Here is a 26,638-nt window from a genome sequence, read left to right as displayed (position 1 = left end):
CTGATGGGGAGGGGTCGGCTCAGCGGGTGCGTGTCGCGAGCGAGCCGCGGCGGGCCGGGTTGAACCAGTAGAAGATGAAGCCGGAGACGATGAGGCCGATGAGCCACGCGACTTCCGCGCCGCCGAACAGGTTGGCGATCGGGCCCACGTACAGGGAGCTGTTCATGAACGGGATCTGCACGAGGATGCCGGCGAAGTACGCGATGAACGCGAGACCGTTGACCTTGCCGTAGGGGCCGTTCGGATCAAACAGCGCCGCGATGTCGTACTCCTTGTGGCGGATCAGGTAGAAGTCGACGAGGTTGATCGCCGACCACGGCGTGATGAAGTACAGCAGGAACAGCAGAAAATTCGTGAAGTTCCCGAGGAAGTTGTCGGTCGCGAGCGCCGCGATCGCGTAGGCGATCGCCGAGATGATCACGACGTACACGGCGCGGGAGCGCGCGGTCACGACGTCCTTCCGGCCGAGGGCCGTCACGATCGTCGCGAGCGACATGAACCCGCCATACGAGCTCAGCGTGTTGCCGACGAGCTTGCCGATGACGACCGTGATCGACACGATCCAGCCAAACCCGCCGAGGAGGCCGGCCAGATACAGCACCTGATTATCGGAGAACGCGGCGCCGCCCAGCGCGGCGGCCAGCGCTCCGATGCTCATCGCGAGGGAGGCGCCGAGGACGCTCCCGAGGAAGGTCCACCCGATCGTGGCGCGCTGCGGCGTCGACTCCGGCAGGTAGCGGCTGTAGTCGGCGATGTAGGGGCCGAAGGTGAGTTGCCACGACGCCGAGAGCGAGATGCCGAGGATGAACGGCGCGAGCGCGAACTCCCCGCTGCCGATCGTAGCGGCGGCGTGCGGAGCGGCGAGGATGACGAACAGCAGCACGATGAACACGACACCGCTCAGGACCGTCGCGAAGTGCGAGACCCGGTGGATCCAGCGGTATCCGATGATCGCGAGCACGGTGGAGAAGACGGCGAAGATGGCGGCGCCCACCTTCGGGTCGACGTTCAGGAGCGATCCGAGCGCCTGCCCGCCGAGCACGAGACCGGTCGCATAGAAGCCCAGGTAGATGAACAGGGCGAGCACCAGCGGCAGGATCGCGCCATAGTAACCGAACTGCGCACGGCTCTGGATCATCTGCGGCACTCCCAGCTTGGGACCCTGCGCGGAGTGCAGCGCCGTCACCCAACCGCCGAGCACGTTGCCGATGATGATCGCCGGGATAGACCACAGCGGCGAGTTGCCGAGGATCACGAACAGGGCGCCCGTCACGAGGGCAGTGATGGACGTGTTCGCGGCGAACCATACGAAGAAGAGCGACCCCGGCCTCCCGTGGCGCTCTGTCGGGGGGATCCAGTCGATGGTGCGATGCTCGATGGCCTCACCCGCGTGCAACTGCGCGTCGGTCGACATGTCTTTCCTCCTCAAATCGGCGGCTCACCGTGAGCCGCGTGGGCGCCACATTACCGATATACCGGTCGTATGCCAGAGGGTTGTTGTTACGGCCCTGTAAAATGTGGAATCCGCCCGGGGCGAGCGAAGGATGGTGACCGTGGCACAGAAGAGTCTCGCCGATCAGGCGTACGACGCCATCGAGGACATGATCACTTCGCAGCAGATCACGTCGGCGACCCTCGTGTCCGAGGCGTCGCTCATGGAAGCCACCGGCCTCGGTCGCACCCCGGTCCGCGAGGCACTGCAGCGCCTCGCCCGCGACCGCGTCGTGCAGATCCACCCGAACCGCGGCGTGTTCGTCCCGGAGATCACGGTCGAGTCGCAGCTGCGGCTGCTCGAGATCCGTCGCCCCCTCGAGGCCCTCGCCGTCGAACTCGCGTGCGTTCGCGCGAAGAGGGCCGAGCGTGACGCGATGGGGAAGATGCTCGCCTACCTGCAGGCGGCCGAATTCACGCTCGAGGGCTACGCCGATTCGGTGAAGCAGACGCATCAGCTCATTTCGAAGGCAACCCACAACGAGTTCCTCGTCGACGCGATGACGCCGCTGCAGACCCTCTCGCGCCGCTTCTGGCTCGTCAACATCGACGACGAGCAGGATGAGATCGCCGCAGGCGCCCGTGCGCACGCAGAGATCCTCACGTCGATCATCGAGCGCGACGCGGTCCGCGCGGTGGCGGCGTCCTTCGCCCTCACCGACTACCTCGTGCGCCACGCGCATCGCACCGTCGGCATCCCGCAGTCGGCCTGAGCGCCCGCTACCGCGCGGGGGCGGCGCCGCTGAGCCGGCGGCCGAGCTCGCTCGCGAACCGCTCGATGCGGTGCGCGAGGTCGGGCCAGGATTCTTCCGGCACGTTGCCATGCGGGAAGGTGACCGCCAGGCTCGCCGCGGGCCAGCCGTTGCGGTCGCGGATCGCGACGGCGACCGACGCGAACCCGTCGCTGACCTCGCCGCTCTCGGCGGCGAAGCCCGCCCTGGTGACCTCACCGAGGGTGCGCCGCAGGTGCGGCAGGTCCCGGAACGGGCGCGCGCTGCGGCGGTCGACGGGATCCTCCACGTAGAGGGCCCGCAGCTGTGTCGCGGGCAGGCACGCGAGCAGCGACCTGCCCGTCGCGGTCTGGTGGGCGGGAAGGCGCACGCCGACGTCGGTGATGAGCACCGGCCGGTGCGGCGCCCGCTGCTCGAGCAGATAGATGACGTCGGTGCCATCGAGCACCCCGAGATGCGCCGTCTCGCCGACGTGGTCCACGAGGGCGGCGAGGATCGGGGCGCCCAGGCGCGACAGGGGCGCCTGCCGGCTGAACCCGGAACTCAGCTCGTAGGCCGCGTAGCCGAGGCCATAGCGGCGGTCCTCGGGGTAGTGGATGGCATAGCCGTGATCGACCAGGGCGGTGAGGATGCGGTAGCACGCGGAGCGAGGAATGCCGAGGTCGCGGGCGACGGCCGAAGCGGGCACGGGCCCCCGCTGCGCGCCGAGATGGCTGAGCACGCGCAGCGCCTGTCGGACGGCGGGCGCGGCGGGCGGCGGACTCTGTCCCATATATGAGACGATAACCCCACGGCATCCCCACATGAAGCGGCGCGAAGCGGGTTCACTGTCTGCATGACGACTTCCGGATCCGAGACCCGCACCATCCGCGCCGCCCGAGGCAACCGGCTCACCGCGAAGAGCTGGCAGACCGAGGGCCCGCTGCGGATGCTCATGAACAACCTCGATCCCGAGGTCGCGGAGCGCCCCGAGGATCTCGTCGTCTACGGTGGCACCGGACGTGCCGCGCGCAGCTGGGAGGCGTACGACGCGATCGTCCGCACTCTCGAGACGCTCGAGTCGGACGAGACGCTGCTCGTGCAGTCCGGCAAGCCCGTCGGCGTCTTCCGTACCCATGAGTGGGCGCCGCGCGTACTCATCGCCAATTCGAACCTCGTCGGAGACTGGGCCACGTGGCCAGAGTTCCGCCGCCTCGAGGCCCTCGGCCTCACGATGTACGGGCAGATGACGGCCGGGTCGTGGATCTACATCGGGACGCAGGGCATCTTGCAGGGCACGTACGAGACGTTCGCCGCGGTCGCGACGAAGCGCTTCGGTGGGACGCTCGCCGGCACCCTGACCCTCACCGGCGGCGCCGGCGGCATGGGCGGCGCGCAGCCGCTCGCCGTCACCCTCAACGAGGGCGCCGTCCTCATCGTCGACGTCGACCCCGGCCGCCTGCGCCGCCGCGTCGAGCACGGCTACCTCGACGAGATGACCGACGACCTCGACGACGCGATCGAGCGCGTGCTCGCCGCCAAGGCCGAGCGGCGCCCGCTGTCGGTCGGCCTCGTCGGCAACGCCGCGACCATCTTCCCGGAGATCCTCGCGCGTGGCGTCGCCGTCGATATCGTCACCGACCAGACCAGCGCGCACGACCCGCTCAGCTACCTGCCCGTCGAGGTCTCCCTCGAGGACTGGCAGCGCGCTGCCGCCGACGACCCGGAGGAGTTCACTCGCCTGTCGCGCGCCTCGATGGCCGCCCATGTGAAGGCGATGGTCGAGTTCCAGGATGCCGGCGCCGAGGTGTTCGACTACGGCAACTCCATCCGCCGTGAGGCCGAGCTTGGCGGCTACGACCGCGCGTTCGCCTTCCCCGGCTTCGTCCCGGCCTACATCCGGCCTCTCTTCGCGGAGGGCCTCGGCCCCTTCCGCTGGGCGGCGCTCTCGGGTGACCCGGCCGACATCGCCGCGACCGACAAGGCCATCCTCGAGCTCTTCCCGAACGACGAGAAGCTCCGCCGCTGGATCACCGCCGCCGGCGAGAAGGTGCACTTCGAGGGTCTCCCCGCACGCATCTGCTGGCTCGGCTACAAGGAGCGCCACCTCGCCGGCCTGAAGTTCAACGAGATGGTCGCCTCCGGCGAGCTGTCCGCCCCCGTCGCGATCGGCCGCGACCACCTCGACTCCGGCTCGGTCGCCTCGCCGTACCGCGAGACCGAGGCGATGGCGGACGGCTCGGATGCCATCGCCGACTGGCCCCTGCTGAACGCCCTCCTCAACACCGCGAGCGGCGCGACCTGGGTGTCCCTCCACCACGGGGGCGGCGTCGGCATCGGCCGCAGCATCCACGCCGGCCAGGTCGTGGTCGCCGACGGCACACCGCTGGCGGCGGAGAAGATCGAGCGCGTGCTCACCAACGACCCCGGCACGGGCGTCATGCGGCACGTCGACGCGGGCTACGAGCGCGCCGCCGAAGTGGCCCGTGAGCGCGGCCTGCGCGTGCCGATGTGGGAGCAGGGATGACCTCGAGCCTGGTGACGGGCGGCCGGTTGACGGGGCTGCACGAGCTCACCGGCATCGGCGTCGATCCCGTGCGCGGCGGATACTCGCGCCACCTCTGGCAGGAGCCCGACCTGCAGATGCGCGCCTGGTTCGTCCAGCGTGCCGAGGCGCTGGGGCTCTCCGTCGAGCACGACCGCAATGGCAACATCTGGGCGTGGCTCGGTGAACCCGGACCCGACGCGGTCGTCACCGGCAGCCACCTCGACAGTGTGCCCGGCGGCGGCGAGTTCGACGGGCCACTCGGCATCGTCGTCGCACTCGATGCCGTCGCGCGACTGCAGGCCGCCGGCAGTCGGCTCACCCGTCCGCTGGCCGTCGTCGCGTTCGCGGAGGAGGAGGGCTCCAGGTTCGGCATCGCGTGCATGGGCTCTCGGCTGATGACCGGCGAGCTCGCCCCCGACCGGGCGCGGGCGCTCCGCGACGAAGACGGCGTGAGCTTCGCCGAGGCGGCCGAGCGCGTCGGGTTCGACGCGCGGCAGATCGGGCGCGACGATGAGGCGCTCGGCCGCATCGGCGTCTTCGTCGAGGTGCACGTCGAGCAGGGGCGCGGGCTCATCGAGCTGGGTAGCCCGGTCGCCGTCGCGAGCTCGATCTTCGCGCACGGGCGATGGATGCTGACCTTCCGTGGGCAGGGGAACCATGCTGGCGCGACCGCGATGGGCGACCGCGACGACCCGATGGTCGCCGCAGCCCGCGCCGTGCTCGAGATCGAGCAGGCGGCGCTCGCCGCGGGCGACGCGCGTGCGACCGTGGGCCGCGTGAGCGCGGTGCCGGGCGGGACGAACGTCATCGCGTCGCGCGTGGAGCTGAGCCTCGACGCGCGCGCCGAGGAGGACGCCGACGTGCGCGACCTCGTTGCCGACATCGCGCGCCGTGTCGGGGCATCCGAGTTCGCCGAGCAGTCGTGGAGCGGCGCCGTCCGCTTCGATGAGAGCGTGCGCGACCGGCTGCGCATGGCGCTGGGTGACGTGCCGGTGCTGCCGACGGGCGCCGGGCACGACGCCGGGGTCCTCGCCGGCACGGTGCCGACGGCGATGGTCTTCGTCCGCAACCCCACCGGCATCTCGCACGCCCCCGCCGAGTTCGCGGAGGCCGAGGACTGCCTCGTCGGCATCGACGCGCTCGTCACGGTGCTGGAGGAGCTGCAATGAACATCTGGTGCGACCGGGTCGTCGACGCCGACGGCGTCCGCGAGCGCGTCCGGTTCACCCACGCCGGCGGCCTCGTCGCCGGGGTCGAGACGGACGTCGCTCCGCGCGGCGACGACGTCGTCCTCGGTACCGTGATTCCCGGGGTCGCGAACGCGCACTCGCACGCCTTCCACCGCGTGCTGCGCGGCCGCACCCACGCGCACGGCGGCGACTTCTGGCGCTGGCGCGAGAGCATGTACGCAGCGGCGGCACGGCTCGATCCCGAGAGCTACTTCGAGCTCGCGCGCGCCGTCTTCGCCGAGATGGTCACCTCCGGCTACACCGCCGTCGGGGAGTTCCACTACGTGCACCACCGGCAAGACGGCACCCCTTATCCTCACGAGATGGAGCGGGCGGTCGCCGCCGCCGCCGAGAGCGTCGGCATCCGGCTCACCCTCCTCGACACCGCCTACCTCACCGGCGGCATCGACCGTCCGCTCGCGCCGAAGCAGGAGCGCTTCAGCGACGGGTCCGCAGGCGCCTACCTCGATCGCTGGCATGAGCTGCGCGACCGCGTCGGCCACGGCGCCCGGCTCGGGGCCGCGGTCCACTCGGTGCGGGCGGTGCCGCGTGACGCGATCGCGCAGATCGCCGCCGGGCTCACCGCCGATGTGCCCCTCCACGTCCATCTGTCGGAGCAGCCGCAGGAGAACGCCGACTGCGTCGCCGCGTATGGTCTCACGCCCACCGAGCTGCTGAGCGAGGCCGGCGTGCTGTCGGCACGCGCCACCGCCGTGCACGCCACCCACCTCACCGGCGGCGACATCGCGCTGCTCGGAGAGGCCGGGGCATCCATCGTCATGTGCCCCACCACCGAAGCCGACCTCGGCGACGGGATCGGGCCGGCGCGCGAGCTGCTGAGTGCCGGCGCGCGCCTCGCCGTCGGGTCGGATCAGAACGCCGTCGTCGACCCGTTCCTCGAGACCCGGGGCCTCGAGATGCACGAGCGGCTCGCGCACGGAGCGCGCGGCCGGTTCGCCCCCGCCGAGATCCTGCGTGCGGCCACCGCCGACGGTTACCGGTCGCTCGGCTGGCAGGTCGCGCCGCTGCAGCCCGGCGGGCCGTGCGACCTGGTCGAGATCGACGCCGCGTCGGCGCGCACGCTCGGGTCGCACCCGACCGAGCTCATGCTCACCGCGACCGCTGCCGACGCACGTCGCGTCATCGTCGGCGGGCACACCGTCGCCTCGCGCGGGCGCCTCGCCGACGGCACCAGCCCCGCCCAGCTCCTGCACGACGCACTCCGGAGGTTCCCATGAGCGAGCTCATCACCGGCATCGGCGAGCTGACCACCCACAGCGGCGAGTACGGGCGCCTCACGGATGCCGCCGTCGTGATCGACGGCGGTCGCATCGCGTGGGTCGGATCCGCGGCATCCGCCCCAGCGGCCGACACCCGCACCGACGCCGGCGGCCGCGCCGTGCTTCCCGGGTGGGTCGACACGCACACCCACATCGTCTTCGCCGGCGACCGTGGGGCGGAGTTCGAGGCCCGGATGGCGGGCGCGCCGTACGTCGCGGGCGGCATCACCTCCACCGTCGACGCGACCCGCGCCGCGACGGCGGATGAGCTGTTCGCGCGCGCCGACTCACTGCGACGTGAGGCGGAGCGGCAGGGCACGACCTACCTCGAGACGAAGACCGGATACGGTCTCGACGTCGAGGCCGAGGTCATGAGCGCGCGCATCGGCGCGCAGGTCGCCGACACCGTCACCTACCTGGGCGCGCACATCGTCCCGGCGGGCGTCGACCGCCGCGACTACATCGACCTCGTCACGGGGCCGATGCTCGCCGCCGTCCGCCCCTACGTCGACGCGATCGACGTCTTCTGCGAGACCGGCGCGTTCACGGTCGACGAGTCGCGGGAGATCCTGCGCGCGGGCGCCGCCGCGGGACTCGCGCTGCGCGTGCACGGCAACCAGCTCGGCCGCAGCGGCGGCGTCGCGCTCGCCGTCGAGCTGGACGCCGCGAGCGTCGACCACTGCAACCACCTCGACGCCGCCGACATCGACGCTCTCGCCGGCTCCGACACCGTTGCGACGTTCCTGCCGGTGTGCGACCTGTCGACACGCGAGCCGTTCGGACCCGCCCGGCAACTCCTCGACGCCGGGGGCCGGATCGCGCTCGCCACCAACTGCAACCCCGGCACGTCGTTCACGACCTCGATGGCACTGTGCGTCGCGACGGCCGTACTGCAGATGCACCTCACGATCGAGGAGGCCGTGTTCGCCGCAACCCGGGGCGCCGCGCGCGTCGTCGGCCGAGTCGAAGGCAGCGACGCCGTCGGCGTCATCGCCCCCGGTTCTCGCGCCGACCTGCAGATGCTCGACGCGCCCTCGATCGCCCACCTCGCCTACCGCCCCGGCGTGCCGCTGACCGCGGCCGTGTGGCGCGGCGGGCGCGCCGTGGTCCCGGCGCCGTGATCCTGCGACGCCAGCGCGATCGCACGCCCGTCGCCTGGCGCAACGGCGCGGGCGTCACCGAGGAGGTCGCCGCCGCGCGAACCGGCCGTATCGGCGACGGGGAGGGAGATCGCATCGCCTGGCGGGTGAGCATCGCAACCGTCGACAAGGCCGCGCCCTTCTCACGATTCGATGGCATCGACCGACTGCTGATGCCGCTCACGCCCGCCGGCATCCACCTCCGCCTGTCCGGAGCGGCGCGCGACGTCTCGCAGTTCGACGTCGTCGCCTTCCCGGGTGAGGCTGACGTCGCCTCGATCGAGGATGCGCCGGGAGCGCGGGACCTCAACCTCATGGTCGACCGCGCGTTCGGCGGCGGTCAGCTGGTGCGGAGCTACGTCACCGGCGCCCGCACGCTGCGCCGTCGCGCCGGCCAGGAGGTGGTCGTCGTCGTCGCGCTGTGCCCGACACTGCGATACCGCGGCGAGCAGCTCGAGGAGGGCGACGCGATCGTGGTCGACGACGACCGGACCGTCATCCTCAGCGGCTACGGATCTGTCGCCGAGGCGACGGTCGTTCGGGCCACGGGGTAGTCGCGGAAACGGCAACCCCTTTTTCGTGGCGCGTCACGGTGTCACCTCCCCGTGCAGCAGCCCCGCCCGCTCAGGTGAGGGTGTCGCTGACTCTACGGGTCTGCGTGTAGGTTGCGTGCGGGTAGAGCGCGACGGCAGGGAGCTCTTTCAGCCGATCGGGGGGCGATTCGGTGACGACAGCGAGGGCGGGTTGGATGCCTGCGGCGATCTGGAGGGCGAACTCCCGCAGGTGCCCTTCGTCAAGCCCGGCGTCGGCTTCGAGTCGTCTGATGCTGTCGGAGTTGAAAGTGCCGAGGGTGTTCGCGCCGTCGACGGCGAAGGCGAGCTCGACGTTGTCGAACACTGCAGGGTCATGCGCGAGGACTTGCTCTCGCTGCGTGAACGGGAGTGAGCTGGCGTCGGCCGCGCTGAGGTTCCGGTCGAAGACGGTGAAGATGTCGCGGTAGCCGGGGCCGCCATCGGACTCGTACTTCTGAACTTGCGAGGTCCCGGTGGCTTGCGCGAGGTCTTCCTGGTGGAGTCGGCCGACGGTGCCGTAGTCGTCGAAGCGGTCGAAGCGTTCCACGATGAGGACGTGCTCGCCGTCGAACTCGGCCATCACGGATGCGGCCGCATCGATCCCGAGCAGGCGCGCGACTTGCAGGGTGATGTGCTCGGTGACGTCGGAGCCGGGCAGTGGCTGGATGCCCGGCTTGAAGATGTGTGTCGACGGCTGCCGCCCAGATGGCTCGAACCACCGGTCACCGCGGAGGGTGAGCGCGAACTTCCCCTGAGTGCCGCCGAGCGAGAACCCCTCCTCGACTGCGCGATGCTGCAGCCAGTCGGAGTCTCGGATGGCGTTCACACCGTGTCGTCCCGTTCGGCGCCGTCGTGCGCGCCGGCCGCCGTCAGCGCGCTCGCCGTGCGCGACGATCTCCACTCGGGGCGCCTCGTCCGCGTCGAGATGGACGGTGAGGTGATCACGCGCCCGGTCGCGGCCGTCTGGGCCGGTCGCGAGCCCGAGCCCGCGGCATCCCGCCTGCTCGCCGTCATCGCCGACACGCTCGGTATCGGCTGACCACTGCGCTCAGCGCGGTGGTTGCAGCAGGCGCCCGAACGTGCGGAGGGTCTCGCTGAGTCCGATCGACGGCTCGAGCAGCCACTGGATCTGCAGGCCGTCGGATGCCGCGATCAAGAGCGCCGCGAGCTCTTCGGCGGGGACGTCGTCGCGGATGTCGCCATCGGCCTGCTGCCGACGAAACGATGACGTGAGCTCGTCGCGCACGCGCTCGAAGCGGGCCGAGAAGAACTCTCGGCCGACGTCGTTGCCCGCCTCCAGCGAGGCCGCCAGCAGCGTCGTATACAACTGGACCAGTCCCGGCACGTCGACGTTCGCGATCGCCGCAGCGATCATCGTGTCGACGCCGGGGGTGACGATCGGGTCCGCACCGGCGTTGCGCCGGATCTCGGCATGCGCGTAGACGGCGACCAGCAGCTGCTCGCGGGAGTCGAAGTAGTGCAGCAGAGCGGCATGCGAGACGCCGATCGCCTCGGCGATGCGACGCAGCGACGTGCCGTCGGCCCCGCGCTCGCGGAACACCTCGATCGCGCGGTCCAGGATCTCCTGGCGCCGCGCCACCCCCTTCGGCTGCAGGCCGCGGCGCCCGATCACCGCCTCGTCGCCCGTGCCGTCCGTCGTGCTCACGGCATCCAACCTAGCCGATCCTCGAAGAAAAAACCTCCATGTGGAGGTTTTGTGATACCGTCGCCTCAGCGCCACGCGGGAGATGCGCCGCCGACGCCGCACACACGAGACAACGAGGTTCGAAGGACGCACGTCATGACACTGCCCGTCGCTTCCGTCCAGCTCTACACGCTGGCCAAGGAGTTCACCGCCGACATGGGGGGCTCGCTCGACAAGCTCGCCGCGATCGGCCTGCGCAACGTGGAGGCGTTCGATTTCGTCTCCCGCCCCGCGCAGATCCGCGCCGCGCTGGACGCCAGCGGACTCGCCTCGCCCACCGGACATGCACCGCTGCTGTCCGATACCCTCTGGACCCCGGACGGCGAGATTCCGACCCCGGCACCCGAGGTCGTCTTCGCCGCCGCGGCGGAGATCGGCATGACCACGGTCATCGACCCGTTCGTCGCTCCCGAGCGCTGGCTGACGGCCGACGGTGTCGCCGACATCGCCGACCGGCTCAACCGCGCCGCCGAGAAGGCGGCGGAGTTCGGCCTCAGCGTCGGCTACCACAACCACGCCCAGGAGTTCGTCGCCTCCTTCGACGGCGCCACCGCCTACGAGCGCTTCGTCGCGCTGACCGACGAGCGCGTCCAGCTCGAGCTCGACCTCTTCTGGGCGCTCACCGGCGGCCAGGACGTGCCCGCGCTCGTGTCCGCGCTCGGCGACCGCCTCGTCGCGGTGCACGTCAAGGACGGCGTCGTCCCGGCATCCAACCCCTGGGCTCCTGGCGCCGGTTCCTTCGGGTCGGACAGCCTCGACCAGCGCCACGCCGGCACCGCCGACGTTCCTCTCGCGGAGGCGCTGAAGGCCGGTACGGCGATCCGCTACGCCGTGATCGAGTACGACAAGGCCCCCGGAGACGTGTTCGAGGACATCGCCGCGAGCTTCGCCTTCCTCCGCGACGGGGGGTACGTCCAGTGAGCGCCCTGCGCGTCGGTGTCATCGGCGCCGGAGTCATCAGCCAGACCTACCTGGAGAACCTGACCTCGTTCCCCGACGTCGAGGTCGTGGCCGTGGGCGATCTGCTGCCCGAACGCGCCCAGGCCAAGGCCGAGGAGCACGGCGTGCCCAGCTGGGGCACGGGGGAGGGCGTGCTGTCGAATCCCGACGTCGACCTCGTCGTCAACCTCACGATCCCGGCGGTGCACGTCGAGGTGTCGAAGGCCGCCGTCGCCGCCGGCAAGCACGTCTGGACCGAGAAGCCGCTGGGCCTGGACCGTGAGAGCACGCGTGAACTGCTCGCGCAGGCCGAGGCGGCCGGCGTGCGCATCGGCTCGGCCCCCGACACGATCCTCGGCCCGGGCTTCCAGACGGCCAAGCGCGCCATCCGCGAGGGTGTCATCGGCACGCCGCTGTTCGTGCAGACGTCGTTCCAGACGCAGGGGCCCGACCTGTGGCATCCCGAGCCGGCGTTCCTGTTCGCACAGGGTGCGGGACCTCTCCTGGACATGGGGCCGTATTACTTCTCGGCGCTGGTGAGCCTGCTCGGTCCGGTCGCGGGCGTCACGGCGCGCGGATCGCGCTGGCAGACGACCCGTCAGATCCACACCGGTGCGCGGGCGGGCGAGACCTTCCCCGTCGAGGTACCCTCGACCGTCCAGGTGCTGACCTCGTTCGCCGGCGGCCAGCACGGCACCCACCTGCTCAGCTTCGACTCGGCGCTGGAGCGACACGGCGTCATCGAGATCCACGGCTCCGAGGGCACGATCGTGCTGCCCGACCCGAACGCCTTCACCGGACGCATCGCGTACGTGAAGCCGCTCGGCGTGATCCGTGACGGCATGCGCTTCGAGCAGGAGTGGGTCGAGATCCCGGCGCAGGGCACCGTCGTCGGTCGCGGCCTCGGCGTGCTCGACATGGCACGCGCCATCGTGGAGGGACGCCCGCATGTCGCGACCGGCGAACTCGGCTATCACGTGCTCGACGTCATGCTGTCGGCGCAGGAGTCCGCCGGTACCGGCGAGACGCTGACGATCGGCAGCACCGTCGCCGACGTGCCGCTTCTGCCCGAGGGGTTCGACCCCTTCCAGAGCACGCTGGCCTGAGCCGCGGCCACGCGCACACCGAGAGGGGTGGATGCCGGGAGCACCGGCATCCACCCCTCTTCGTCGCCTGTCAGTGGCCGGCGTGCGGATCGACGACCATCACGGTGCCGTCGGGGCGCACGAGTGCCGCGTCCTGCACGGCGCCGAGTGCCGGTGTGGCCACGACGGCCACGAGGGCGGCGGCCAGCAGCAGCGGAACCGTGCGGATCGCGCCGGCCGGTGCCACGCGCCGGCGAGCGTCGGCGATGATCATCACGGCCGCCGTCAGCAGGAGGATGACCGCGACCGCGGCGGCCAGAATGCTCGCGCGGCCTCCGGTCAGAACGACGAGCGCGGCGACGCCGAAGACAGTGACGAGCGTCGACGCCGCCGCGGTCCGGGGCAGGAGCAGGCGGCCGGCGCTCAGCGCTGCCGCACCCCAGGCCAGCCACAGCAGTCCCGCCACGGCGAGGACGACTCCCGACCCGCGGGCCGCGCCCGAAGACGCCTCACCCGTGATGGCGGCCGCGCCCATGCCGATCGAGACCAGGCCCGCCCCCCACGCGAGCGGCACGGTCCAGGCGCGCAGGGCGGCTCCCGGAGCGGCCGCCGCGCGGGAGGGCGCGCTCATGCCGTGACCGACCGTGCGCCGGGCTCGGCGCCGAGGGCCACACCGAGCAGCACGATCGCGCTGGCGAGATGCAGGAAGTGGTCGGGGACGTTCAGCGCGAGGATGTTCGCCGAGGTGCCGACGAGAAAGAAGCCGACCACGCCCAGCAGCAGATAGGCGGCGCCGATGGTGGCGTTGACCGTCTTGGCGGCGCGCACGCCGCTGAGGCCCGCGATCACGAGCGCGGCACCGATGAGAAGGTGCGCGATGTTGTGCAGCGGGTTCACGGCGAAGATCCCCAGCAGCAGTCCGCCGTCGGTGGCGAGGAATCCCACGCCGCCGGTGACGGCGAAGCCCAGGGCGCCGACGACGAGGTAGACGGCGCCGAAGACGGTGGCGACGAGACGGTTCGGTGACGAGTTCATGACGGACCTCCTGTTCGGGTCGCGACCGGTGTCGTGACGGAGGTTGTTCGAGGCTCGACGCCGAACGGATTGGCGGGCGGGCTGCGCGTCAGGCGAGCCGCGCCGCCAGGATCCGTGTCGCCGCGTGCGCATCGAGTCGATGACCGATCGACTCCGGCGAGATGATCAGCTCGGCGTGCGGCATCGCCGCCGCGAGGCGCTCGGCCGCCGCGCTGAGGAACGGGAAGGTCTGCTGACCGCAGAGGATCGTCACCGGGACGTCGACGGCGAGCATGGCATCGGTCGGCGTGGACAGCTCGCGCGCGAGTGTCGCGTCGTAGACGGTCGACTGTGCCAGCGGCACGACACCGGCGAAGGCGTCGGTCGCGCGGAACTGCGCGATCACCGCGTCGGGAAGTCCGACCGCCTCGCGCTGGAACAGGACGACGGCCTCCTCGCGATCTCCCGCGTCGACGTGCTCCTGGATGCGCGAGGGGAGATCGGGAGCCGGCTCGTGGACGCCGAAGTGGAACGGGGGTTCGGACAGGAACAGTGCGCGCACCGGCACCGACCCTCGACATCGTCAAGACGTCGAGGGGCGTCGGAGCGCAGGGGGCGGATTCAGAGCAGGTCGGCGCGGTGCACGAGTGCGCCGGCGCCGATGAGCGGGGCATCCCCGCCCAGCCCGGCACGCACGACCTTCAACCGCCCGGCGTAGGCGTTGACGGCGCTGTCGCGAACGACGCGTTCGATGCGGTCCGGATAGTCGTCCGCCACGAACGAGAACCCGCCGCCGACCACCGCCAGCTCGAGATCCAGCAGGGTCGCCGCGCTCGTGAGACCGACGCCGACCGCGTGCGCGGACCGTGCGACCGCCGCGATCGCCACGTCCTCGCCCGCGCGGTACGAGACCGCGAGCTCCTCGCCGGTCGTGCCCGCCCAGCCCTGGGCGCGCGCCCAGGCGACCGTGTGCGGTCCCGAGGCACGCTGCTCGAGGGTGGATGCCGCCGGCTCGCCGTCGATGTCGGCGACGAGGATCTGACCGAGGTGGCCGGCATTGCCGGAACCGCCGGCGAGGAGGCGCCCATCCGACACGATGCCGCCGCCGACGCCCGTCGACACGACGAACACGATCGCATTGCGCACCCCCGCCGCCGCACCGCGCCAGGCTTCGGCCAGGGCGATGCACGTGCCATCCAGGCGCAGCGTCACGGCGTCCAGCCCGCTTGCGGTTCGCACCGCCTCCACGATGCGAAACCCGTGCGCCGCAGGAAGGTTGATCGGAGCGATGGTACCGGCGGTGATGTCGATCGGGCCGGCCGCGCCGATGCCCCCCGCGACGACCTCGTTCCACCGCGGGTGCGCGCGGCATCCGTCGATCACCGCGGTGAGACCGCGCTCGAGCACCGTGACGTCCGTGGCGGCGCCCACGCCGGTCGGGGTGCGGTGGCGCGAGCCCTCGACGATCGCGCCGTCCGCGTCGACGAGGGCGCTCTCGATCTTCGTGCCGCCGAGATCGATCGCCAGTGCCAGAGTCATGCCGCGTCCTTGAGGAGTCGTCGAGAGGGGCGGGGCCGGGAGTATGCCGGGCGCCGTATAGACGTAAGCGTAGCGTCGGCACCAGCGATCGGCACCCGCCTTTGGCTTCGCCCCACGGGCATCGTCTCCCGCGATGGACCGCCGGATGCGTCGCCGGCTTCGTCCTGCTGGGCCAGAGCTGGTTCCAGCTGCTCATCGCGGCGGCGCTCGGCATCGTGCTGACCCAGGTGGCGTTCCTCGCCCACGAGGCGGCCCACCGGCAGATTCTCAGCTCGGGGCCGGCCAACGATCGCCTGGCGCGCATCCTCGCCGCCGGCGTCGTCGGCATCAGCTACTCGTGGTGGGACTCCAAGCACTCCCGCCACCACGCCAACCCCAACCGCGTGGGCAAGGACCCCGACATCGAGGTCGACACGATCTCGTTCCTCGTCGAGGATACCGTGCAGGCCCGCGGCATCCGCCGGTTCATCACCCGCCGCCAGGGCTGGTTCTTCTTCCCGCTGCTGACGTTGGAGGGGCTCAACCTGCACGCGCACGGCATCCGCCACCTGCTGTCGCGGCAGCCGGTGAAAAAGCGCGGACTCGAGTTGGCGCTCATCACGACGCGACTCGCGGTCGTCATCGTCCCGGTCTTCCTGCTCCTGCCGCTCGGGATGGTCTTCGCCTTCCTCGGCGTGCAGCTCGCCGTGTTCGGCGTGTACATGGGGGCATCGTTCGCCCCGAACCACAAGGGCATGCCCGTCATCGATGCGAACGCCCGACTGGACTTCTTCACCAAACAGGTGCGCACGTCCCGCAACATCAACGGCGGCTGGTGGGCCACCTGGATGTTCGGCGGCCTCAACCACCAGGTCGAGCACCACCTGTTCCCGAGCATGGCCCGCCCGCACCTCTCGCGCGCACGCGCCGTCGTGCGTGACTACTGCAAGGGCGCCGGCATCCCGTACACCGAGACGAGCGTGTGGCGCTCATACGCCATCGTCATCGACTACCTGAACCGCGTCGGCCTCGCGGCGCGCGATCCGTTCGACTGCCCGATGGTCGCCGGCTACCGCCGCGCCTGACGGCCCACGGCGGCGCCGGCTGCGGTCGCGTCAGGCGTTGCGCTTCACGACGCGCATGAGCCACGCGATGATCGCGATGAGCAGAATGACCAGTCCGATCCACAGCAGGAACTTCGCCGCCTCGACGAAGACGCCGAGAAGGATCAGGACGATACCGACGATGAGAAGGATGAGTGCGAGTGCCATGCGCTCAGTGTGCCCTCGTCGCGAGCGCGGGCGCGGGGGGTTGACATCGTCGCGGGAGGCTGTCAAGCCCCTCGTCGAGGCCGCCCGGTTCGGCTGTACTGAGGATCACCATCCCACGTACTGACGATCCCCGGCGAGGTCGAACCGTGAAAGACATCCTGATCGAGGGGCATCGCATCCTCACGACCGATGACGTCGCGGATGCGGTGCTGACGTACGCGCATCGACTGAACCAGACCGGCTCGACCGACATCGTCGAGTTCCCCAGCATCGACGACGGTGCCCTCAGCGTCTGCCGGATGCTCCTCGGCAGCGGCATCCCCGTCGCCGTCTTGGACGCGACGACCTCGCTCGCCTCCGACATCCTGGGTGCCGACCGGGCGTGCGCGGAGATCTCCCGACGCACGGCGGCGCTCGCCTGACGGATCGAGCCGATCGGGGCGCACGTGACTCGCACGTTACTCTGGAGCGGTGGGACGGTTCAGTTACGACGGCAATGTGAAAGCCGATTTCGACGATCGCGTGCTCGCGCACCTGCAGGTCGTCATCAGTCAGAAGCTCCGCCGCGGCGAGACATTCACCTTCACATGGCGCAACGACACGAGCCTCGGTGACGGGCGCACGGCCATCTGGCTGCACCCGCACGCATCGATCGTCTACTCGTACCACGGCAGCCGTCAGCCCGCCCTGAACCGGGCGTGGCTGGAGGCGCTGACGCACGCCGCGAACTCGACGGCGGGGTTGCAGATCGTCCCCGAGCCCGAGGGGCCTTACTCCGGTGAGGTCTTGACCGGCTGACGGCCTCGCGCGTCGCACGGGTGCGGCAAGCTGTCAATCCCCTCGCCCCGCCGGCTGGCTTCCCCGACAGTGGGGGAGAAGGCGGTGACGACGATGACGGCGATGACGCAGACAGCGCATGTCGGCGGCCGCCTCGAACTCCTCCCGATCGATGAGGATGCCTGGCGATTGTGCGACCGGCGCGTGAGCGCACGCGATGCCGAGTTCGTCGTGGCCTACATCGAGCGCACGGACGGCGGGTTCGAGACGGTCTGGATCAGAGGCGGTGCTCGGCGATCACGTCTGTCGTCGCTGGAGGAGTGCGTAGAAAGAGGCGAAGAGATCCTCCGGGCGCAAGAACAGTCGACCTCGAGCCGGCCGGTTCCGATCCCGCACTTCCCTCCGGCGCGCGGACTCTGAGGCGATCAGTCGTCGGCGACGGCGACCGTCTGGGGAGCGTTGTCCGCGTCACCCTCGACCGACTCGATCTGCTCTTCGGTGAGCTGGATGCCGCCGGACGTGCTCGCCGACTGGGCCAACTCTTCGATCCACGCACGGTTCAGCTCGGTGGGTTCGGGATCGTCGAAAACGAAGCGCAACGGGATCGATGGATGCAGCCAGATGGTGCTGCGGCCTCGGGTCTCGCCGTCGGGGTGCTGCCACGACACGGTGAAGCTCTCGCCGCGGCGGAGCTTGGTGGCCACGACCACCTTCAGGTGTGCGAGCACCCTGTCCTCGATATGGATCGGAGTAGCCGAGCCCCCGTAATAGATCGTGCCCACGGTGCGATTGTAGGCCGTGCCGCGGTGATCAGGGAGCGACGAGACTCACGCCTGCCTGCACCAGTGCGTTCGCGAGAGGGGGAGGTGGGGGAGCGTCGGTGATCAGGTAGTCGACGCCCTCGAGGGGGGCGACCTGGGCGAAGAGTCGACGGCTCCGCCGACACGTAGAGGTCGCGAAACGCCGACGGGGCGATCTCCGCGGGGATCCTCAGATTGTTGGTCGCGATCGTCAGATCGCGGTGTCCTCGGAGGGCGGGAACGACGTGGCTGATCGCGGCGGCCGAGGGCGATGTCGTCGCCAGCGGCCGCGGTGAGCTTCTGGTCGCGCGGCCACCGGCGCCGTAACCTGTCGCGTTCGGTGCCCGGGCGGGCGGCGTCAGGAGATGCGGGAGAGCTCGCCGAGGCGGTGCCAGGTGCGGTTGTGGTAGACCAGCGCGTCGCCGGGCTCGCCCGGGGCGACGTCGCGCTCGAGCTGGGACTGCAGCGCGTGCGCCGCGAACACGGTGGAGCCGCCGGCATCCATCCGCTCGATGACGGCGCACCGCACCCACGCGCGCACATCGTGGTACACCGGCTCGCCGGTGACCAGACGTGACCACTGCTGCGACCCGTCGAAGCGATCGACGCCGCTGGTGGCGCCGAGGCGGGCGAGGTCGAGGTCGTGGGCGTCGAGCAGGTGGACGACGACCGTCTCGGCCTTCGCGAGCACGGCGGCCGACGATGAGAGGGCCGACACCGAGAAGATCAGCAGGGGAGGCTCGGCGCTCACGCTCGCGACACTCGTCGCGGTGAGCGCGACCGGTCCGTCGCCGGCGTCGGCGGTGATGACGGCGACGCCGCCCGGGTGGCCGCGGAAGAGCGCCTTGAACTCGTCGGCCGACAGCGACGACGAGAAGCCCGGTGAGGTGAGGTCGGTGGTGTGGTGGGCGGGGGCATCGACCGGCACGGCGATCGGTGCGGTGGGCGACGAGGTCATATCTCCACGGTAAACGCCCTGGCGCAGGCCGGCTCCGTCAGACGCAATACGGCGACATGTCCGCAGCTGTGATCCGTCAGGAAGAGGCTGCGGCGAGAGCCCGGTCCAGGTCGGCGATGAGGTCGGATGCCGTCTCGATGCCGATCGAGAGCCGGATGAGTCCGTCGCCGATTCCGAGCCGCTCCCGCTCCTCGGGCGGGAACGACACGTGCGTCGTCGTCGCCGGATGCAGCGCCATCGAGCGGACATCGCCGATGTTCGTCATACGGCTGATGAGGCGAAGGCTGTCGAAGAAGCGCTCCGCGGCGGCCCGTCCGCCCCGGACGGTGAAGGCGAACACCGATCCGGCGTGGCCGCCGAAGCGCTCTCGCGAGATGCGGTGGAAGGGGCTCGTGGGCAGAGCCGCGAAGTCGACGCTCTCCACGGCGGGGTGCGTCGCCAGCCACGCGGCGACGATCTCGGCATTCTCGAGGTGCTTCGCCATGCGCAGCGACAGGGTTTCGATGCCCTGCTGCAGCAGGAACGAGTTGACCGGCGACAGAGCGGCGCCGAGGTCGTTGACGATGCCGAAGCGCAGGTAGGCCTCGAGTGCGCGCTCGCCGTGGCTGTCCACGAGCGCGGGGCGGCCCGGGGCGGCCGGCGCGGTCAGCCCCGGGTAGTCGCGGGACGAGCCGGCCCAGTCGAAGCGGCCGCCGTCGACGATCACACCCGACAGGGCGGCGCCGTGCCCGGTGAGGAACTTCGTCGAGGAGTGCACGACGACATCGGCGCCGTGCTCGAGCGGGCGGATCAGGTACGGGGTCGCGACGGTGTTGTCCACGATCAACGGGATCGTATGCCGCTGTGCGATGCGAGCGACCGCGGCGACGTCGACGAGGTCGTTCTTCGGGTTGGGGATCGTCTCGACGAAGATCGCCTTCGTCTGCGGCGTGATCCGCCGCTCCCACTCGTCCTCGTCCGCAGCGTCGCGGACGTAATCGGTCGACACGCCCAGTCGTGCGAAGGTGCGATCGAACAGGATGCGGGTGCCGCTGTAGATGCTCGCGGTCGACACGAGGCGTTCGCCCGCGCCGGCGAGGCCCAGCAGCAGCGCCGTGATCGCCGCTTGGCCCGAGCCGACGACGATCGCCCCGGTCCCTCCTTCGAGCGAGGCGATACGACGCTCGGCGACCTCGTGGGTCGGATTGAGGTTGCGGGAGTACAGCTGACCCGTCTCGGCGCCCGTGAAGCGGTCCTCGGCTTGCGCGAACGAGTCGAAGCGATAGGCGGCCGTGAGGTAGATCGGGGTGATGCGCGCGCCGTGGTTGCGCTCGTCGACCTCGCCGGCGTGCACCTGTCGGGTGTCGAAACCGTAGTCGGCGCTGTCGGGCTGCGTGCTCACCAGCACAGATTAGGGCGGCGCGGGCGATTGTGACGGATCGGCCGTAACACTTCGCGGCATCCCTTGCGCGTGGGCCTCCACCGGCGCCGCTAGCGTGGAACCATGAGCGACAAGGCACGCTGGGCGGTCCTGGGCGCCGGCGTCATCACGGGTGACTTCCTCGCGGCGCTGCCGCACGCCGAACACGGAGTCCTGCACGCCGTGGGCGCGCGCGACGGCATCCGGGCGCGTGAGTTCGCCGACCGGTACGGCGCTGCGGTCGCCGGCACGTACGACGAGGTGCTCGCGCGCGACGACGTGGATGCCGTGTACATCGGCACCGTCCACACGACCCACGCCGAGCTCGCCCACGCCGCGCTCGATGCGGGCAAGGCGGTGCTGTGCGAGAAGCCGCTGGGCATCTCGGTCGCCGAGACGGAGGCCGTGCTCGCCCACGCTGCGCGCGTCGGGCTTCCCGTCGTCGAGGCGTTCAAGTACCGCTTCGGTCCGTTCGCAGAGCAGCTGCGCCGGCTCGTCTCCTCCGGCGCGATCGGCGAGCTGCGATCGGTGGACTCCACGCTCGGGTTCGCCGCCGACGCTCACGACGGGCGTCTGTTCGACCCGGCGACCGCCGGCGGTGCGATCCTCGATGTCGGGTGCTACCCGGCATCCCTCGCCGTCGGTCTGGCCGCGTGGGCGGGCATCGACCACCCGCCCGTGATCGTGGATGCCGACGGCGTCGTCGGCGCCGTCGATGAGCAGGCCCGGGCCACCGTCGCGTTCGGCGGGTTCGAGGCGCGCATCGCCACCGCGATCACCGCGGACCTTCCCCGCCGTGCGGTGGTGCGCGCAGCGGAGGGCGTCCTCGAGATCGAGAACGTCTGGGGCAGTCGCGTGGTCTCGACCGCCGACGCCGTGCTGCGCCGCCCCGACGGCACCGTCGAGCGGATCCACACGCAGACGTCCAGTCCCATGGCCGTCGAGGCCGATGCGACGATCCTGGCGCTGCGGGACGGCCGCACCGAGGCCCCCGAGATGCTGTGGGCGCAGACGCGCACCACGGCGCGCCTGCTCGAGGACTGGCGAGCCGCGATCGGCTGAGCCAGCACCCGGCACTCGGCTCCCGGCATCCGGCACTGCGCCGGCGCTGGCGTCGGCGTCGGCGCACGCGAATGCGGAAACCGTCAACGGATTCGGATGCGGGGGCATTCTCCTTTCCGCATCTGTTGCCCGTCTCCGCATCCGTTGTCATCCGGCGCGGGCCCGGCCGGGCGGGCTCAGCGCCTGCGGAACAGACCGCGCCGGCGTCGAGGCTCGGGCTCCGACGGCGGGATGGATGCCGCCGCGGTGCGCTGCCGCCGACGCTCGTGCCACGCGGCGACCTCGGCGTCGACGTCGCGGGTGGCCGTCACGACGGGCGGACCGCCCTGGAGCTGGCGGCGAGCCTCGATCACGCGGCGGTTGAAGTCCTCGACGTGGGCGCGCACGTCGGCGTCGCGCGTCAGGGCGTCGAGGGTCTGCGTGAACTCGGCATCCTCGGTGCGCAGCATCAGCGCGGCGGGTCCGAGGCCGGTGAGACGCTCGTTCTGGATCTTGCGGCGGATCCACCAGTCGGGGTCGTGGTGATCGCCGAGGCCTTCCAGCGGTTTGCCGGCGCCGGGCAGGTCGTCGAAGTCTCCGCGGCGGATCGCCTGCTGGATGGCCGTCTCGACGTACATGGCGCGTTCGTGGGCGGTGGGCGTGCCCCGCGCGGTCGGAGGCGCATCGTCGGCGCCATTTGCGGCGGTGCTGTCCCCGGATGCGCGTGCCTCCCGCGCGATCCGGTAGCGCGCCGCCTCCAGGCGCGGGTCCTCGCTCATGCGTCCAGGCTATGCGGCAGAGAACTCAGACGGCCTGGATCGTCGCAGACGCCGGACCGTGCAGCTGTCCGTGCAGGCGTTCCATGCGGGCATCCAGCAGGGATGCCGAGTCGGCCGCCTCTTTGAGTTCGGCGAGCAGTCCGTCGGGAACCGCGCCGGCGTACTTGTAGTAGATCTTGTGCTCCAGGCTCGCCCAGAAATCCATCGCGATCGTGCGGAACTGCACCTCGACGGCGACGTCGACGCGCCCCGACGAGAGGAAAACGGGGACCTCGACGATCACGTGCAGACTCTTGTAGCCGTTGGTCTTCGGATGCGCGATATAGTCCTTCACCTCGCGCACGGTGATGTCGTCCTGCTGGGTGAGCAGGTCGAACAGGCGGTAGGCGTCCTTCGTGAAGCTCGTCGTCACCCGGATGCCGGCGATGTCGGTGATGGCCGCGCGGATCGCGTCGAAGCTGGGATCGACACCCTTGCGCGTGATTTTGTCGACGAGGCTGTCGGCCGACTTCACCCGACTGGAGACGTGCTCGATCGGGTTGTAGTCGTGCATCAGCAGGAACTCGTCGCGGAGGATGCCGAGCTTGGTCTCGACCTCCCGCAGGCCGAACTGGTACTCGAGCAGGAAACGCTGGAACTCGTCGCGCATCATCCGCAGCTGCTCGGCCGAGAACGTCGTCACTCCCTCGTCGGTCGAGATGGACAGGGGCTGCGAAATCGCTTCCATGGTCTCGACCGTAGCCAGCCCTCCTCGGCGCCGGCTGTGCGAACCGGGGGAGTCGGCCCGAGCGGCGAGGGAGAATGAGGGGATGTCGTCGTCCACCCCGTCGCCCCGCTTCGGCGCCCGCGTGCGCGCGGAGGCGGCCCACGTCGCGCGGAGCCTCGCGACCTTCGGGCCCGCGCGCGGCCGGCGCTGGCCGCTGGCCTTGCAGGCGGGGCTCGCGATGACCGTGCCGATCGTGGCGCTCGCGGCATCCGGGTATCCGCACCTCGCCCTGTTGTCGGCGACCGGGGCTTTCGCCGTGATCTACGGCGGCTGGCTGCGCCCGCGCGAGCGTGCCCGCGTCGCGCCGCTGGTGGCGCTGGCGCTGTGGGTGTGCGCCGCGGCGGGAACCCTCGCGGCCGGGGGCGGCGTGCCGTTCATGCTCGGCGGGGTGCTGGTCACGGCGATCGTCGCATCGGCGCTGGCGGGTGCGGTCTCGCTCGGGCCGCCCGGACCGGTGTTCTTCGTGCTCGTGTTCGGTTTGTCGGCCCAGATCACCTCGCCCCACGGGGGTGTGCGCGTCGTCGATCCGGCGATCTACCTGGCCATCGTCGCCGCCTCGGGGGCTTTCGCCTGCTTGGTCGTCGCGGCGCCGCTGCTGTTGCCGCGGTACCGCCGGGAGCAGCCGCGTTCGCTGGGGACGCTCTTTCCTCTGCGATGGTCGGCGCTCGCCCAGACGCTGACGCTCCGCGCTGCGATCGTCGCCGTCGCGGGGGTGGCCGCGGCCGCAGTCGTGGACCCCGCTCGTTCGTACTGGATCGTGTGTGCGGGACTGGCCGTGGTCGGGCTGCCGGTGGGGCGGCGGGATGCGACGACGCGTGGCATCCACCGCACCGTCGGCACCGTGGTCGGCGGCGGGCTCTATCTCGCGCTGGCGTTCGTGCCGCTGCCCATCTGGGCGCTCGGACTGCTGCTGGGCGCGCTGCAGTTCGCCATCGAGATGGTGGTGGTGCGCCACTACGCGCTCGCGCTGGTGTTCATCACGCCGCTCGTGCTGCTGCTCATCGGCGCGGCGACGGGCGCGGCCGAGACGCTGCCGCTCGCTCTGGAACGGATCGTCGACACCGTGGTCGGGGCGGCGGTGGGGACGGCCGCGGCGCTCGCGGTGCGGCTTCGCGCAGGGGACTGACGGCTGGCGGCCGCCAGCCGCACGCCCTGCGCGGGCCGATTTTCCGCGTATGCATATACTGAGAAATTACATACTGGAAGGTCGGGGGAGCACAGATGTCGGTGCGTCACAACCTGCTGGCGATCCTCGATCAAGCGCCGTGCTACGGGTATCAGCTGCGCGCCGAGTTCACGCGACGCACCGGGGCGAGCTCGCTGAACGTCGGCCAGATCTACAACACCCTGGAGCGCCTGGAGCGCGACGGGCTCGTCTCCAAAGACGACGTCGACGCCCAGGGCCACGTGTACTGGCGCATCACGGACGACGGGTCGGCGGCCGTGCGCGAATGGTTCGACACTCCTGTCGAGCGGGGGGAAGCAGCCCGCGACGAACTGGCGGTGAAGGTCGCTCTCGCAGCGACCTTGCCCGGAGTCGATGTGCTGTACCTGGTGCGCGCGCAGCGTGCGGCATCTCAGGGGCGGCTCGACGAACTGACGGCGCGCTACGCCGGCGTGGATGTCGACGATCCGGCATCCGTGGTCGGAGCGCTGCCGCTGTCGGCGTCGCTGTTCACCGCCGAGTCGGAGGTGCGCTGGCTCGCACACGTCGAAGAGCGGCTGTCCAGCCCGTCGATCGCCTCGCTTGCGCAGGGGCTTTCGTCCGAGCGGCCCAAGCGGGGACGGCCGGCGCGGAGCGCCGCCGCGACTCCGTGAGAGGCGCACCGAGACGTGACACGTGTCATGTTCCGCTCGTGACAGCGCCCTCCTGACGTTCCGGGCGTGCGCGATCAGAGTGGATGTGTGACCACCGCACGCGCCGCCACCCTCGCATCCGTCGTCCTCCGCCTCGACGACCTGGAGCGCTCCTTCGGTCTGGGCGAGCGCACCGTGCGCGCGGTCGACGGCATCGACCTCACCGTTCACCGGGGCGAGATCGTGGCCCTGCTGGGACCCAACGGCGCCGGCAAGACCACGACCCTCGACATGCTGCTCGGGCTGGTCGAGCCCACCGCGGGCACGGTGCGGGTGCTCGGGCAGCGGGCGGCGGATGCCGCGGCATCCGGTCGCATCGCCGCCGTCCTGCAGACCGGAGGGCTGCTCGGCGACATCACGGTGCGCGAGAGCGTCGAGGTGATCGCCTCGCTGCACGGGCGTGCGGCCCTGCAACGAGTGCCGGAAGTGATGCGGCAGACGGCGCTGGAGCCACTCGCTCGGCGTCGGGTGTCGAAGTGCTCGGGCGGGGAGCAGCAGCGGGTGCGCTTCGCGCTGGCGCTCGTGGCCGATCCCGAGATCCTCGTGCTCGACGAGCCGACCGCGGGCATGGACGTGACGGCGCGCCAGCGGTTCTGGGACGTGATGCGAGCGCAGGCGGATGCCGGGCGCACGATCGTCTTCGCCACCCACTACCTCGAAGAGGCGGAGCACTTCGCGCAACGCACCGTCGTGATGCACCGCGGGCGGATCGTCGCGGACGCTCCGACGGCGCAGCTGCGGGCGAGCCTCGGCGCCCGCACGGTGGCCGCGGCCCTTCCCGCCGACGGCGCCGCGGCGCTGGTCGGCGTTCTCGCTGCGACGAACGGTGTCACCGACCTGCGCGAGGAGGGCGGGCGCGTTCACCTGCGCGCCGTCGACGCCGACGCCGCGGCGTTCGCCCTGCTGCGTGCCGGCGCCCACGACCTCGAGGTCACGGCTCCCACACTCGAGACTGCCTTCACGGCGCTGACGGAGGACTGACCCATGGCTCACGCGTTCACGATCTCGCCCACGATGCTGCGCGTGGAGGCGCTGCGTCAGGTGCGAAACCCGTACACGCTCGCGTTCACTCTCGCGATGCCGGTGGGGATGTACCTGCTGTTCGGTGCGGGCGCCGCCTATGGCGGGATGTCGGCCGGACACGGCAACGTCCGCTTCTACGTCATGGTGTCGATGGCGGCCTACGGTGCGGCGGTGGCGATGACCTCGGCGACGTCGACGGCGGCTGTCGAGGCGGCGCAGGGATGGGGACGCCAGCTGGCCATGACGCCGCTGCGCACCGCCGGGTACGCGGCGACGAAGCTGATCACCGCGCTGGCGGCGGCGACGCTCGCGGTGGCGCTCGTCTTCGTGGTCGGCGCCGCCACGGGAGCGGAGGCGTCGGACGGATGGCGCTGGGCCGCCTCCGCGGTTCTCGTTCTCGGCGGTGCGCTGCTGTTCGGGCTCTACGGGCTGGGGATGGGGCTCGTGTTCCGCTCGGACGGCGCGGCGACGCTCGCCTCGATCTCGCTGACCTTCTTCGGATTCTTCGGAAACGTCTTCATGCCGTTGGACGGCACGATGCTCGACATCGCCCGGTTCACACCGATGTACGGTGTGGTGGCGCTCGCGCGCTGGCCGCTCACCGACGGTGTCCTCACCACCGGTCAGACCGATCAGCCGTGGGGCATCGCCCTCAACATCGTCGTGTGGCTGGTCGTGTTCGCCGCGCTGGTCGGAGTCGGCGTGAAGCGCTCTCGCGCCCGTCGGTAGGGTCGAGA

At 70.9% G+C, this 26,638-nt stretch carries 32 protein-coding genes; 18 read left to right on the top strand and 14 right to left on the bottom strand.

Going from position 1 to position 26,638, the window contains the following annotated elements:
- Positions 1-19: 19 nt before the first annotated feature.
- On the bottom strand, positions 20-1,414 hold the full coding sequence (locus JOE53_RS11415; protein ID WP_204947785.1) for a purine-cytosine permease family protein: 1,395 nt from the start codon (positions 1,412-1,414) through the stop codon (positions 20-22).
- A 139-nt stretch (positions 1,415-1,553) separates the two neighbouring features.
- Here JOE53_RS11415 and JOE53_RS11410 point away from each other — a divergent pair, with 139 nt between their 5' ends.
- Positions 1,554-2,204 carry a GntR family transcriptional regulator gene (locus JOE53_RS11410; protein ID WP_204947784.1) on the top strand — a complete coding sequence of 217 codons (651 nt, stop codon included), beginning with the start codon at positions 1,554-1,556 and terminating at the stop codon, positions 2,202-2,204.
- Between the two features lie 7 nt (positions 2,205-2,211).
- On the opposite strand, the gene JOE53_RS11405 is transcribed toward JOE53_RS11410, so the two are convergent.
- The gene (locus tag JOE53_RS11405) at positions 2,212-2,994 is read right to left on the bottom strand and encodes an IclR family transcriptional regulator (RefSeq protein WP_233449557.1); all 783 of its coding nucleotides are present in this window, start codon (positions 2,992-2,994) and stop codon (positions 2,212-2,214) included.
- Positions 2,995-3,057: 63 nt separating this feature from the next.
- Between JOE53_RS11405 and hutU the strand changes: the two genes are divergently transcribed.
- The 5 genes from hutU to JOE53_RS11380 are packed head-to-tail and all read left to right on the top strand — an operon-like array spanning position 3,058 to position 8,951.
- The gene (gene hutU, locus JOE53_RS11400; RefSeq protein WP_204947782.1) at positions 3,058-4,728 is read left to right on the top strand and encodes a urocanate hydratase; all 1,671 of its coding nucleotides are present in this window, start codon (positions 3,058-3,060) and stop codon (positions 4,726-4,728) included.
- Positions 4,725-5,918 carry an allantoate amidohydrolase gene (locus JOE53_RS11395; RefSeq protein WP_204947781.1) on the top strand — a complete coding sequence of 398 codons (1,194 nt, stop codon included), beginning with the start codon at positions 4,725-4,727 and terminating at the stop codon, positions 5,916-5,918. The genes hutU and JOE53_RS11395 overlap by 4 nt, the downstream gene beginning before the upstream one ends.
- Complete coding sequence (locus tag JOE53_RS11390) at positions 5,915-7,216, top strand: formimidoylglutamate deiminase (RefSeq protein WP_204947780.1); 1,302 nt, start codon at positions 5,915-5,917, stop codon at positions 7,214-7,216. The genes JOE53_RS11395 and JOE53_RS11390 overlap by 4 nt, the downstream gene beginning before the upstream one ends.
- The gene (hutI, locus tag JOE53_RS11385; RefSeq protein ID WP_036288156.1) at positions 7,213-8,379 is read left to right on the top strand and encodes an imidazolonepropionase; all 1,167 of its coding nucleotides are present in this window, start codon (positions 7,213-7,215) and stop codon (positions 8,377-8,379) included. The genes JOE53_RS11390 and hutI overlap by 4 nt, the downstream gene beginning before the upstream one ends.
- Complete coding sequence (locus JOE53_RS11380) at positions 8,376-8,951, top strand: HutD/Ves family protein (RefSeq protein ID WP_197017282.1); 576 nt, start codon at positions 8,376-8,378, stop codon at positions 8,949-8,951. The genes hutI and JOE53_RS11380 overlap by 4 nt, the downstream gene beginning before the upstream one ends.
- Positions 8,952-9,021: 70 nt before the next feature.
- Here the strand turns inward: JOE53_RS11380 and JOE53_RS11375 are convergent, their stop codons facing one another.
- A complete protein-coding gene (locus JOE53_RS11375) occupies positions 9,022-9,795 on the bottom strand; it encodes a HipA domain-containing protein (RefSeq protein ID WP_204947779.1) in 774 nt (257 codons plus the stop codon).
- A gap of 3 nt (positions 9,796-9,798) precedes the next feature.
- On the opposite strand from JOE53_RS11375, the gene JOE53_RS11370 reads away from it, so the two are divergent.
- Positions 9,799-10,008, top strand: coding sequence for a type 2 periplasmic-binding domain-containing protein (locus JOE53_RS11370; RefSeq protein ID WP_233449556.1), 210 nt, complete (start codon positions 9,799-9,801; stop codon positions 10,006-10,008).
- A gap of 9 nt (positions 10,009-10,017) precedes the next feature.
- Here JOE53_RS11370 and JOE53_RS11365 read toward each other — a convergent pair whose 3' ends face one another.
- Positions 10,018-10,635: a TetR/AcrR family transcriptional regulator gene (locus JOE53_RS11365; protein WP_204947778.1), complete on the bottom strand. Its 618-nt coding sequence runs from the start codon at positions 10,633-10,635 to the stop codon at positions 10,018-10,020.
- Between the two features lie 135 nt (positions 10,636-10,770).
- On the opposite strand from JOE53_RS11365, the gene JOE53_RS11360 reads away from it, so the two are divergent.
- The gene (locus JOE53_RS11360) at positions 10,771-11,595 is read left to right on the top strand and encodes a sugar phosphate isomerase/epimerase family protein (protein ID WP_061683771.1); all 825 of its coding nucleotides are present in this window, start codon (positions 10,771-10,773) and stop codon (positions 11,593-11,595) included.
- On the top strand, positions 11,592-12,719 hold the full coding sequence (locus tag JOE53_RS11355; protein ID WP_204947777.1) for a Gfo/Idh/MocA family protein: 1,128 nt from the start codon (positions 11,592-11,594) through the stop codon (positions 12,717-12,719). Before JOE53_RS11360 ends, JOE53_RS11355 begins: the two co-directional genes overlap by 4 nt.
- A 70-nt stretch (positions 12,720-12,789) precedes the next feature.
- On the opposite strand, the gene JOE53_RS11350 is transcribed toward JOE53_RS11355, so the two are convergent.
- From JOE53_RS11350 to JOE53_RS11335, 4 genes are all read right to left on the bottom strand, one after another.
- The gene (locus JOE53_RS11350; protein ID WP_121189031.1) at positions 12,790-13,329 is read right to left on the bottom strand and encodes a hypothetical protein; all 540 of its coding nucleotides are present in this window, start codon (positions 13,327-13,329) and stop codon (positions 12,790-12,792) included.
- Positions 13,326-13,733 (bottom strand): DUF4383 domain-containing protein, encoded by a 408-nt coding sequence (locus JOE53_RS11345; RefSeq protein ID WP_036288168.1) that lies wholly within the window; start codon positions 13,731-13,733, stop codon positions 13,326-13,328. The genes JOE53_RS11350 and JOE53_RS11345 overlap by 4 nt, the downstream gene beginning before the upstream one ends.
- A gap of 88 nt (positions 13,734-13,821) precedes the next feature.
- Positions 13,822-14,274 carry a hypothetical protein gene (locus tag JOE53_RS11340; RefSeq protein ID WP_204947776.1) on the bottom strand — a complete coding sequence of 151 codons (453 nt, stop codon included), beginning with the start codon at positions 14,272-14,274 and terminating at the stop codon, positions 13,822-13,824.
- A gap of 59 nt (positions 14,275-14,333) precedes the next feature.
- On the bottom strand, positions 14,334-15,251 hold the full coding sequence (locus tag JOE53_RS11335) for an ROK family protein (RefSeq protein WP_204947775.1): 918 nt from the start codon (positions 15,249-15,251) through the stop codon (positions 14,334-14,336).
- A 101-nt stretch (positions 15,252-15,352) separates the two neighbouring features.
- Between JOE53_RS11335 and JOE53_RS11330 the strand changes: the two genes are divergently transcribed.
- On the top strand, positions 15,353-16,315 hold the full coding sequence (locus JOE53_RS11330; RefSeq protein ID WP_233449554.1) for a fatty acid desaturase family protein: 963 nt from the start codon (positions 15,353-15,355) through the stop codon (positions 16,313-16,315).
- 30 nt (positions 16,316-16,345) lie between these two features.
- Here the strand turns inward: JOE53_RS11330 and JOE53_RS11325 are convergent, their stop codons facing one another.
- The gene (locus tag JOE53_RS11325; protein ID WP_016464229.1) at positions 16,346-16,501 is read right to left on the bottom strand and encodes a hypothetical protein; all 156 of its coding nucleotides are present in this window, start codon (positions 16,499-16,501) and stop codon (positions 16,346-16,348) included.
- Positions 16,502-16,647: 146 nt separating this feature from the next.
- Between JOE53_RS11325 and JOE53_RS11320 the strand changes: the two genes are divergently transcribed.
- From JOE53_RS11320 to JOE53_RS11310, 3 genes are all read left to right on the top strand, one after another.
- The gene (locus JOE53_RS11320; protein ID WP_204947774.1) at positions 16,648-16,923 is read left to right on the top strand and encodes a hypothetical protein; all 276 of its coding nucleotides are present in this window, start codon (positions 16,648-16,650) and stop codon (positions 16,921-16,923) included.
- Positions 16,924-16,972: 49 nt separating this feature from the next.
- Positions 16,973-17,299 carry a DUF7882 family protein gene (locus JOE53_RS11315; protein ID WP_036288180.1) on the top strand — a complete coding sequence of 109 codons (327 nt, stop codon included), beginning with the start codon at positions 16,973-16,975 and terminating at the stop codon, positions 17,297-17,299.
- 102 nt (positions 17,300-17,401) lie between these two features.
- Complete coding sequence (locus JOE53_RS11310; protein WP_233449553.1) at positions 17,402-17,698, top strand: hypothetical protein; 297 nt, start codon at positions 17,402-17,404, stop codon at positions 17,696-17,698.
- A gap of 5 nt (positions 17,699-17,703) precedes the next feature.
- Here JOE53_RS11310 and JOE53_RS11305 read toward each other — a convergent pair whose 3' ends face one another.
- The 3 genes from JOE53_RS11305 to JOE53_RS11295 all read right to left on the bottom strand — a co-directional run bounded on the left by JOE53_RS11305 (position 17,704) and on the right by JOE53_RS11295 (position 20,423).
- Positions 17,704-18,060 carry a DUF7882 family protein gene (locus tag JOE53_RS11305; protein ID WP_036288183.1) on the bottom strand — a complete coding sequence of 119 codons (357 nt, stop codon included), beginning with the start codon at positions 18,058-18,060 and terminating at the stop codon, positions 17,704-17,706.
- 376 nt (positions 18,061-18,436) lie between these two features.
- Positions 18,437-19,036 (bottom strand): flavin reductase family protein, encoded by a 600-nt coding sequence (locus JOE53_RS11300; protein ID WP_233449552.1) that lies wholly within the window; start codon positions 19,034-19,036, stop codon positions 18,437-18,439.
- A 76-nt stretch (positions 19,037-19,112) separates the two neighbouring features.
- Complete coding sequence (locus tag JOE53_RS11295; RefSeq protein ID WP_061683766.1) at positions 19,113-20,423, bottom strand: O-acetylhomoserine aminocarboxypropyltransferase/cysteine synthase family protein; 1,311 nt, start codon at positions 20,421-20,423, stop codon at positions 19,113-19,115.
- A 96-nt stretch (positions 20,424-20,519) separates the two neighbouring features.
- Between JOE53_RS11295 and JOE53_RS11290 the strand changes: the two genes are divergently transcribed.
- The gene (locus JOE53_RS11290) at positions 20,520-21,497 is read left to right on the top strand and encodes a Gfo/Idh/MocA family protein (RefSeq protein ID WP_204947773.1); all 978 of its coding nucleotides are present in this window, start codon (positions 20,520-20,522) and stop codon (positions 21,495-21,497) included.
- A 176-nt stretch (positions 21,498-21,673) separates the two neighbouring features.
- On the opposite strand, the gene JOE53_RS11285 is transcribed toward JOE53_RS11290, so the two are convergent.
- Positions 21,674-22,255 carry a DnaJ family domain-containing protein gene (locus JOE53_RS11285; protein WP_016464236.1) on the bottom strand — a complete coding sequence of 194 codons (582 nt, stop codon included), beginning with the start codon at positions 22,253-22,255 and terminating at the stop codon, positions 21,674-21,676.
- Positions 22,256-22,280: 25 nt separating this feature from the next.
- The gene (locus JOE53_RS11280) at positions 22,281-22,982 is read right to left on the bottom strand and encodes a GTP pyrophosphokinase (protein ID WP_204947772.1); all 702 of its coding nucleotides are present in this window, start codon (positions 22,980-22,982) and stop codon (positions 22,281-22,283) included.
- A gap of 82 nt (positions 22,983-23,064) precedes the next feature.
- Here JOE53_RS11280 and JOE53_RS11275 point away from each other — a divergent pair, with 82 nt between their 5' ends.
- The 4 genes from JOE53_RS11275 to JOE53_RS11260 all read left to right on the top strand — a co-directional run bounded on the left by JOE53_RS11275 (position 23,065) and on the right by JOE53_RS11260 (position 26,630).
- Positions 23,065-24,147 carry an FUSC family protein gene (locus JOE53_RS11275; protein ID WP_016464238.1) on the top strand — a complete coding sequence of 361 codons (1,083 nt, stop codon included), beginning with the start codon at positions 23,065-23,067 and terminating at the stop codon, positions 24,145-24,147.
- A 95-nt stretch (positions 24,148-24,242) separates the two neighbouring features.
- On the top strand, positions 24,243-24,839 hold the full coding sequence (locus JOE53_RS11270; RefSeq protein ID WP_016464239.1) for a PadR family transcriptional regulator: 597 nt from the start codon (positions 24,243-24,245) through the stop codon (positions 24,837-24,839).
- Between the two features lie 87 nt (positions 24,840-24,926).
- Positions 24,927-25,859, top strand: a complete 933-nt coding sequence (locus tag JOE53_RS11265) for an ABC transporter ATP-binding protein (RefSeq protein WP_204947771.1) — start codon at positions 24,927-24,929, stop codon at positions 25,857-25,859.
- Positions 25,860-25,862: 3 nt separating this feature from the next.
- The gene (locus JOE53_RS11260) at positions 25,863-26,630 is read left to right on the top strand and encodes an ABC transporter permease (protein WP_016464241.1); all 768 of its coding nucleotides are present in this window, start codon (positions 25,863-25,865) and stop codon (positions 26,628-26,630) included.
- Positions 26,631-26,638 lie beyond the last annotated feature (8 nt).

This window comes from Microbacterium laevaniformans, from assembly GCF_016907555.1.
GTDB lineage: Bacteria > Actinomycetota > Actinomycetes > Actinomycetales > Microbacteriaceae > Microbacterium > Microbacterium laevaniformans.
The sequence above is the reverse complement of the archived record's forward strand: the minus strand, read 5'-3'. Positions and strand labels throughout refer to the sequence as shown.

Bases quoted from the DNA above. Each gene is read 5' to 3' on its own strand.
- JOE53_RS11270 (WP_016464239.1), top strand. From the start codon at position 24,243: ATGTCGGTGCGTCACAACCTGCTGGCGATCCTCGATCAAGCGCCGTGC.
- JOE53_RS11275 (WP_016464238.1), top strand. From the start codon at position 23,065: ATGTCGTCGTCCACCCCGTCGCCCCGCTTCGGCGCCCGCGTGCGCGCG.
- JOE53_RS11360 (WP_061683771.1), top strand. From the start codon at position 10,771: ATGACACTGCCCGTCGCTTCCGTCCAGCTCTACACGCTGGCCAAGGAG.
- JOE53_RS11405 (WP_233449557.1), bottom strand. From the start codon at position 2,994: ATGGGACAGAGTCCGCCGCCCGCCGCGCCCGCCGTCCGACAGGCGCTG.
- hutU (WP_204947782.1), top strand. From the start codon at position 3,058: ATGACGACTTCCGGATCCGAGACCCGCACCATCCGCGCCGCCCGAGGC.
- JOE53_RS11325 (WP_016464229.1), bottom strand. From the start codon at position 16,501: ATGGCACTCGCACTCATCCTTCTCATCGTCGGTATCGTCCTGATCCTT.
- JOE53_RS11300 (WP_233449552.1), bottom strand. From the start codon at position 19,036: ATGACCTCGTCGCCCACCGCACCGATCGCCGTGCCGGTCGATGCCCCC.
- JOE53_RS11350 (WP_121189031.1), bottom strand. From the start codon at position 13,329: ATGAGCGCGCCCTCCCGCGCGGCGGCCGCTCCGGGAGCCGCCCTGCGC.
- JOE53_RS11310 (WP_233449553.1), top strand. From the start codon at position 17,402: ATGACGCAGACAGCGCATGTCGGCGGCCGCCTCGAACTCCTCCCGATC.
- JOE53_RS11285 (WP_016464236.1), bottom strand. From the start codon at position 22,255: ATGAGCGAGGACCCGCGCCTGGAGGCGGCGCGCTACCGGATCGCGCGG.
- JOE53_RS11335 (WP_204947775.1), bottom strand. From the start codon at position 15,251: ATGACTCTGGCACTGGCGATCGATCTCGGCGGCACGAAGATCGAGAGC.
- JOE53_RS11395 (WP_204947781.1), top strand. From the start codon at position 4,725: ATGACCTCGAGCCTGGTGACGGGCGGCCGGTTGACGGGGCTGCACGAG.
- JOE53_RS11345 (WP_036288168.1), bottom strand. From the start codon at position 13,733: ATGAACTCGTCACCGAACCGTCTCGTCGCCACCGTCTTCGGCGCCGTC.
- JOE53_RS11390 (WP_204947780.1), top strand. From the start codon at position 5,915: ATGAACATCTGGTGCGACCGGGTCGTCGACGCCGACGGCGTCCGCGAG.
- hutI (WP_036288156.1), top strand. From the start codon at position 7,213: ATGAGCGAGCTCATCACCGGCATCGGCGAGCTGACCACCCACAGCGGC.
- JOE53_RS11290 (WP_204947773.1), top strand. From the start codon at position 20,520: ATGAGCGACAAGGCACGCTGGGCGGTCCTGGGCGCCGGCGTCATCACG.
- JOE53_RS11260 (WP_016464241.1), top strand. From the start codon at position 25,863: ATGGCTCACGCGTTCACGATCTCGCCCACGATGCTGCGCGTGGAGGCG.
- JOE53_RS11280 (WP_204947772.1), bottom strand. From the start codon at position 22,982: ATGGAAGCGATTTCGCAGCCCCTGTCCATCTCGACCGACGAGGGAGTG.
- JOE53_RS11415 (WP_204947785.1), bottom strand. From the start codon at position 1,414: ATGTCGACCGACGCGCAGTTGCACGCGGGTGAGGCCATCGAGCATCGC.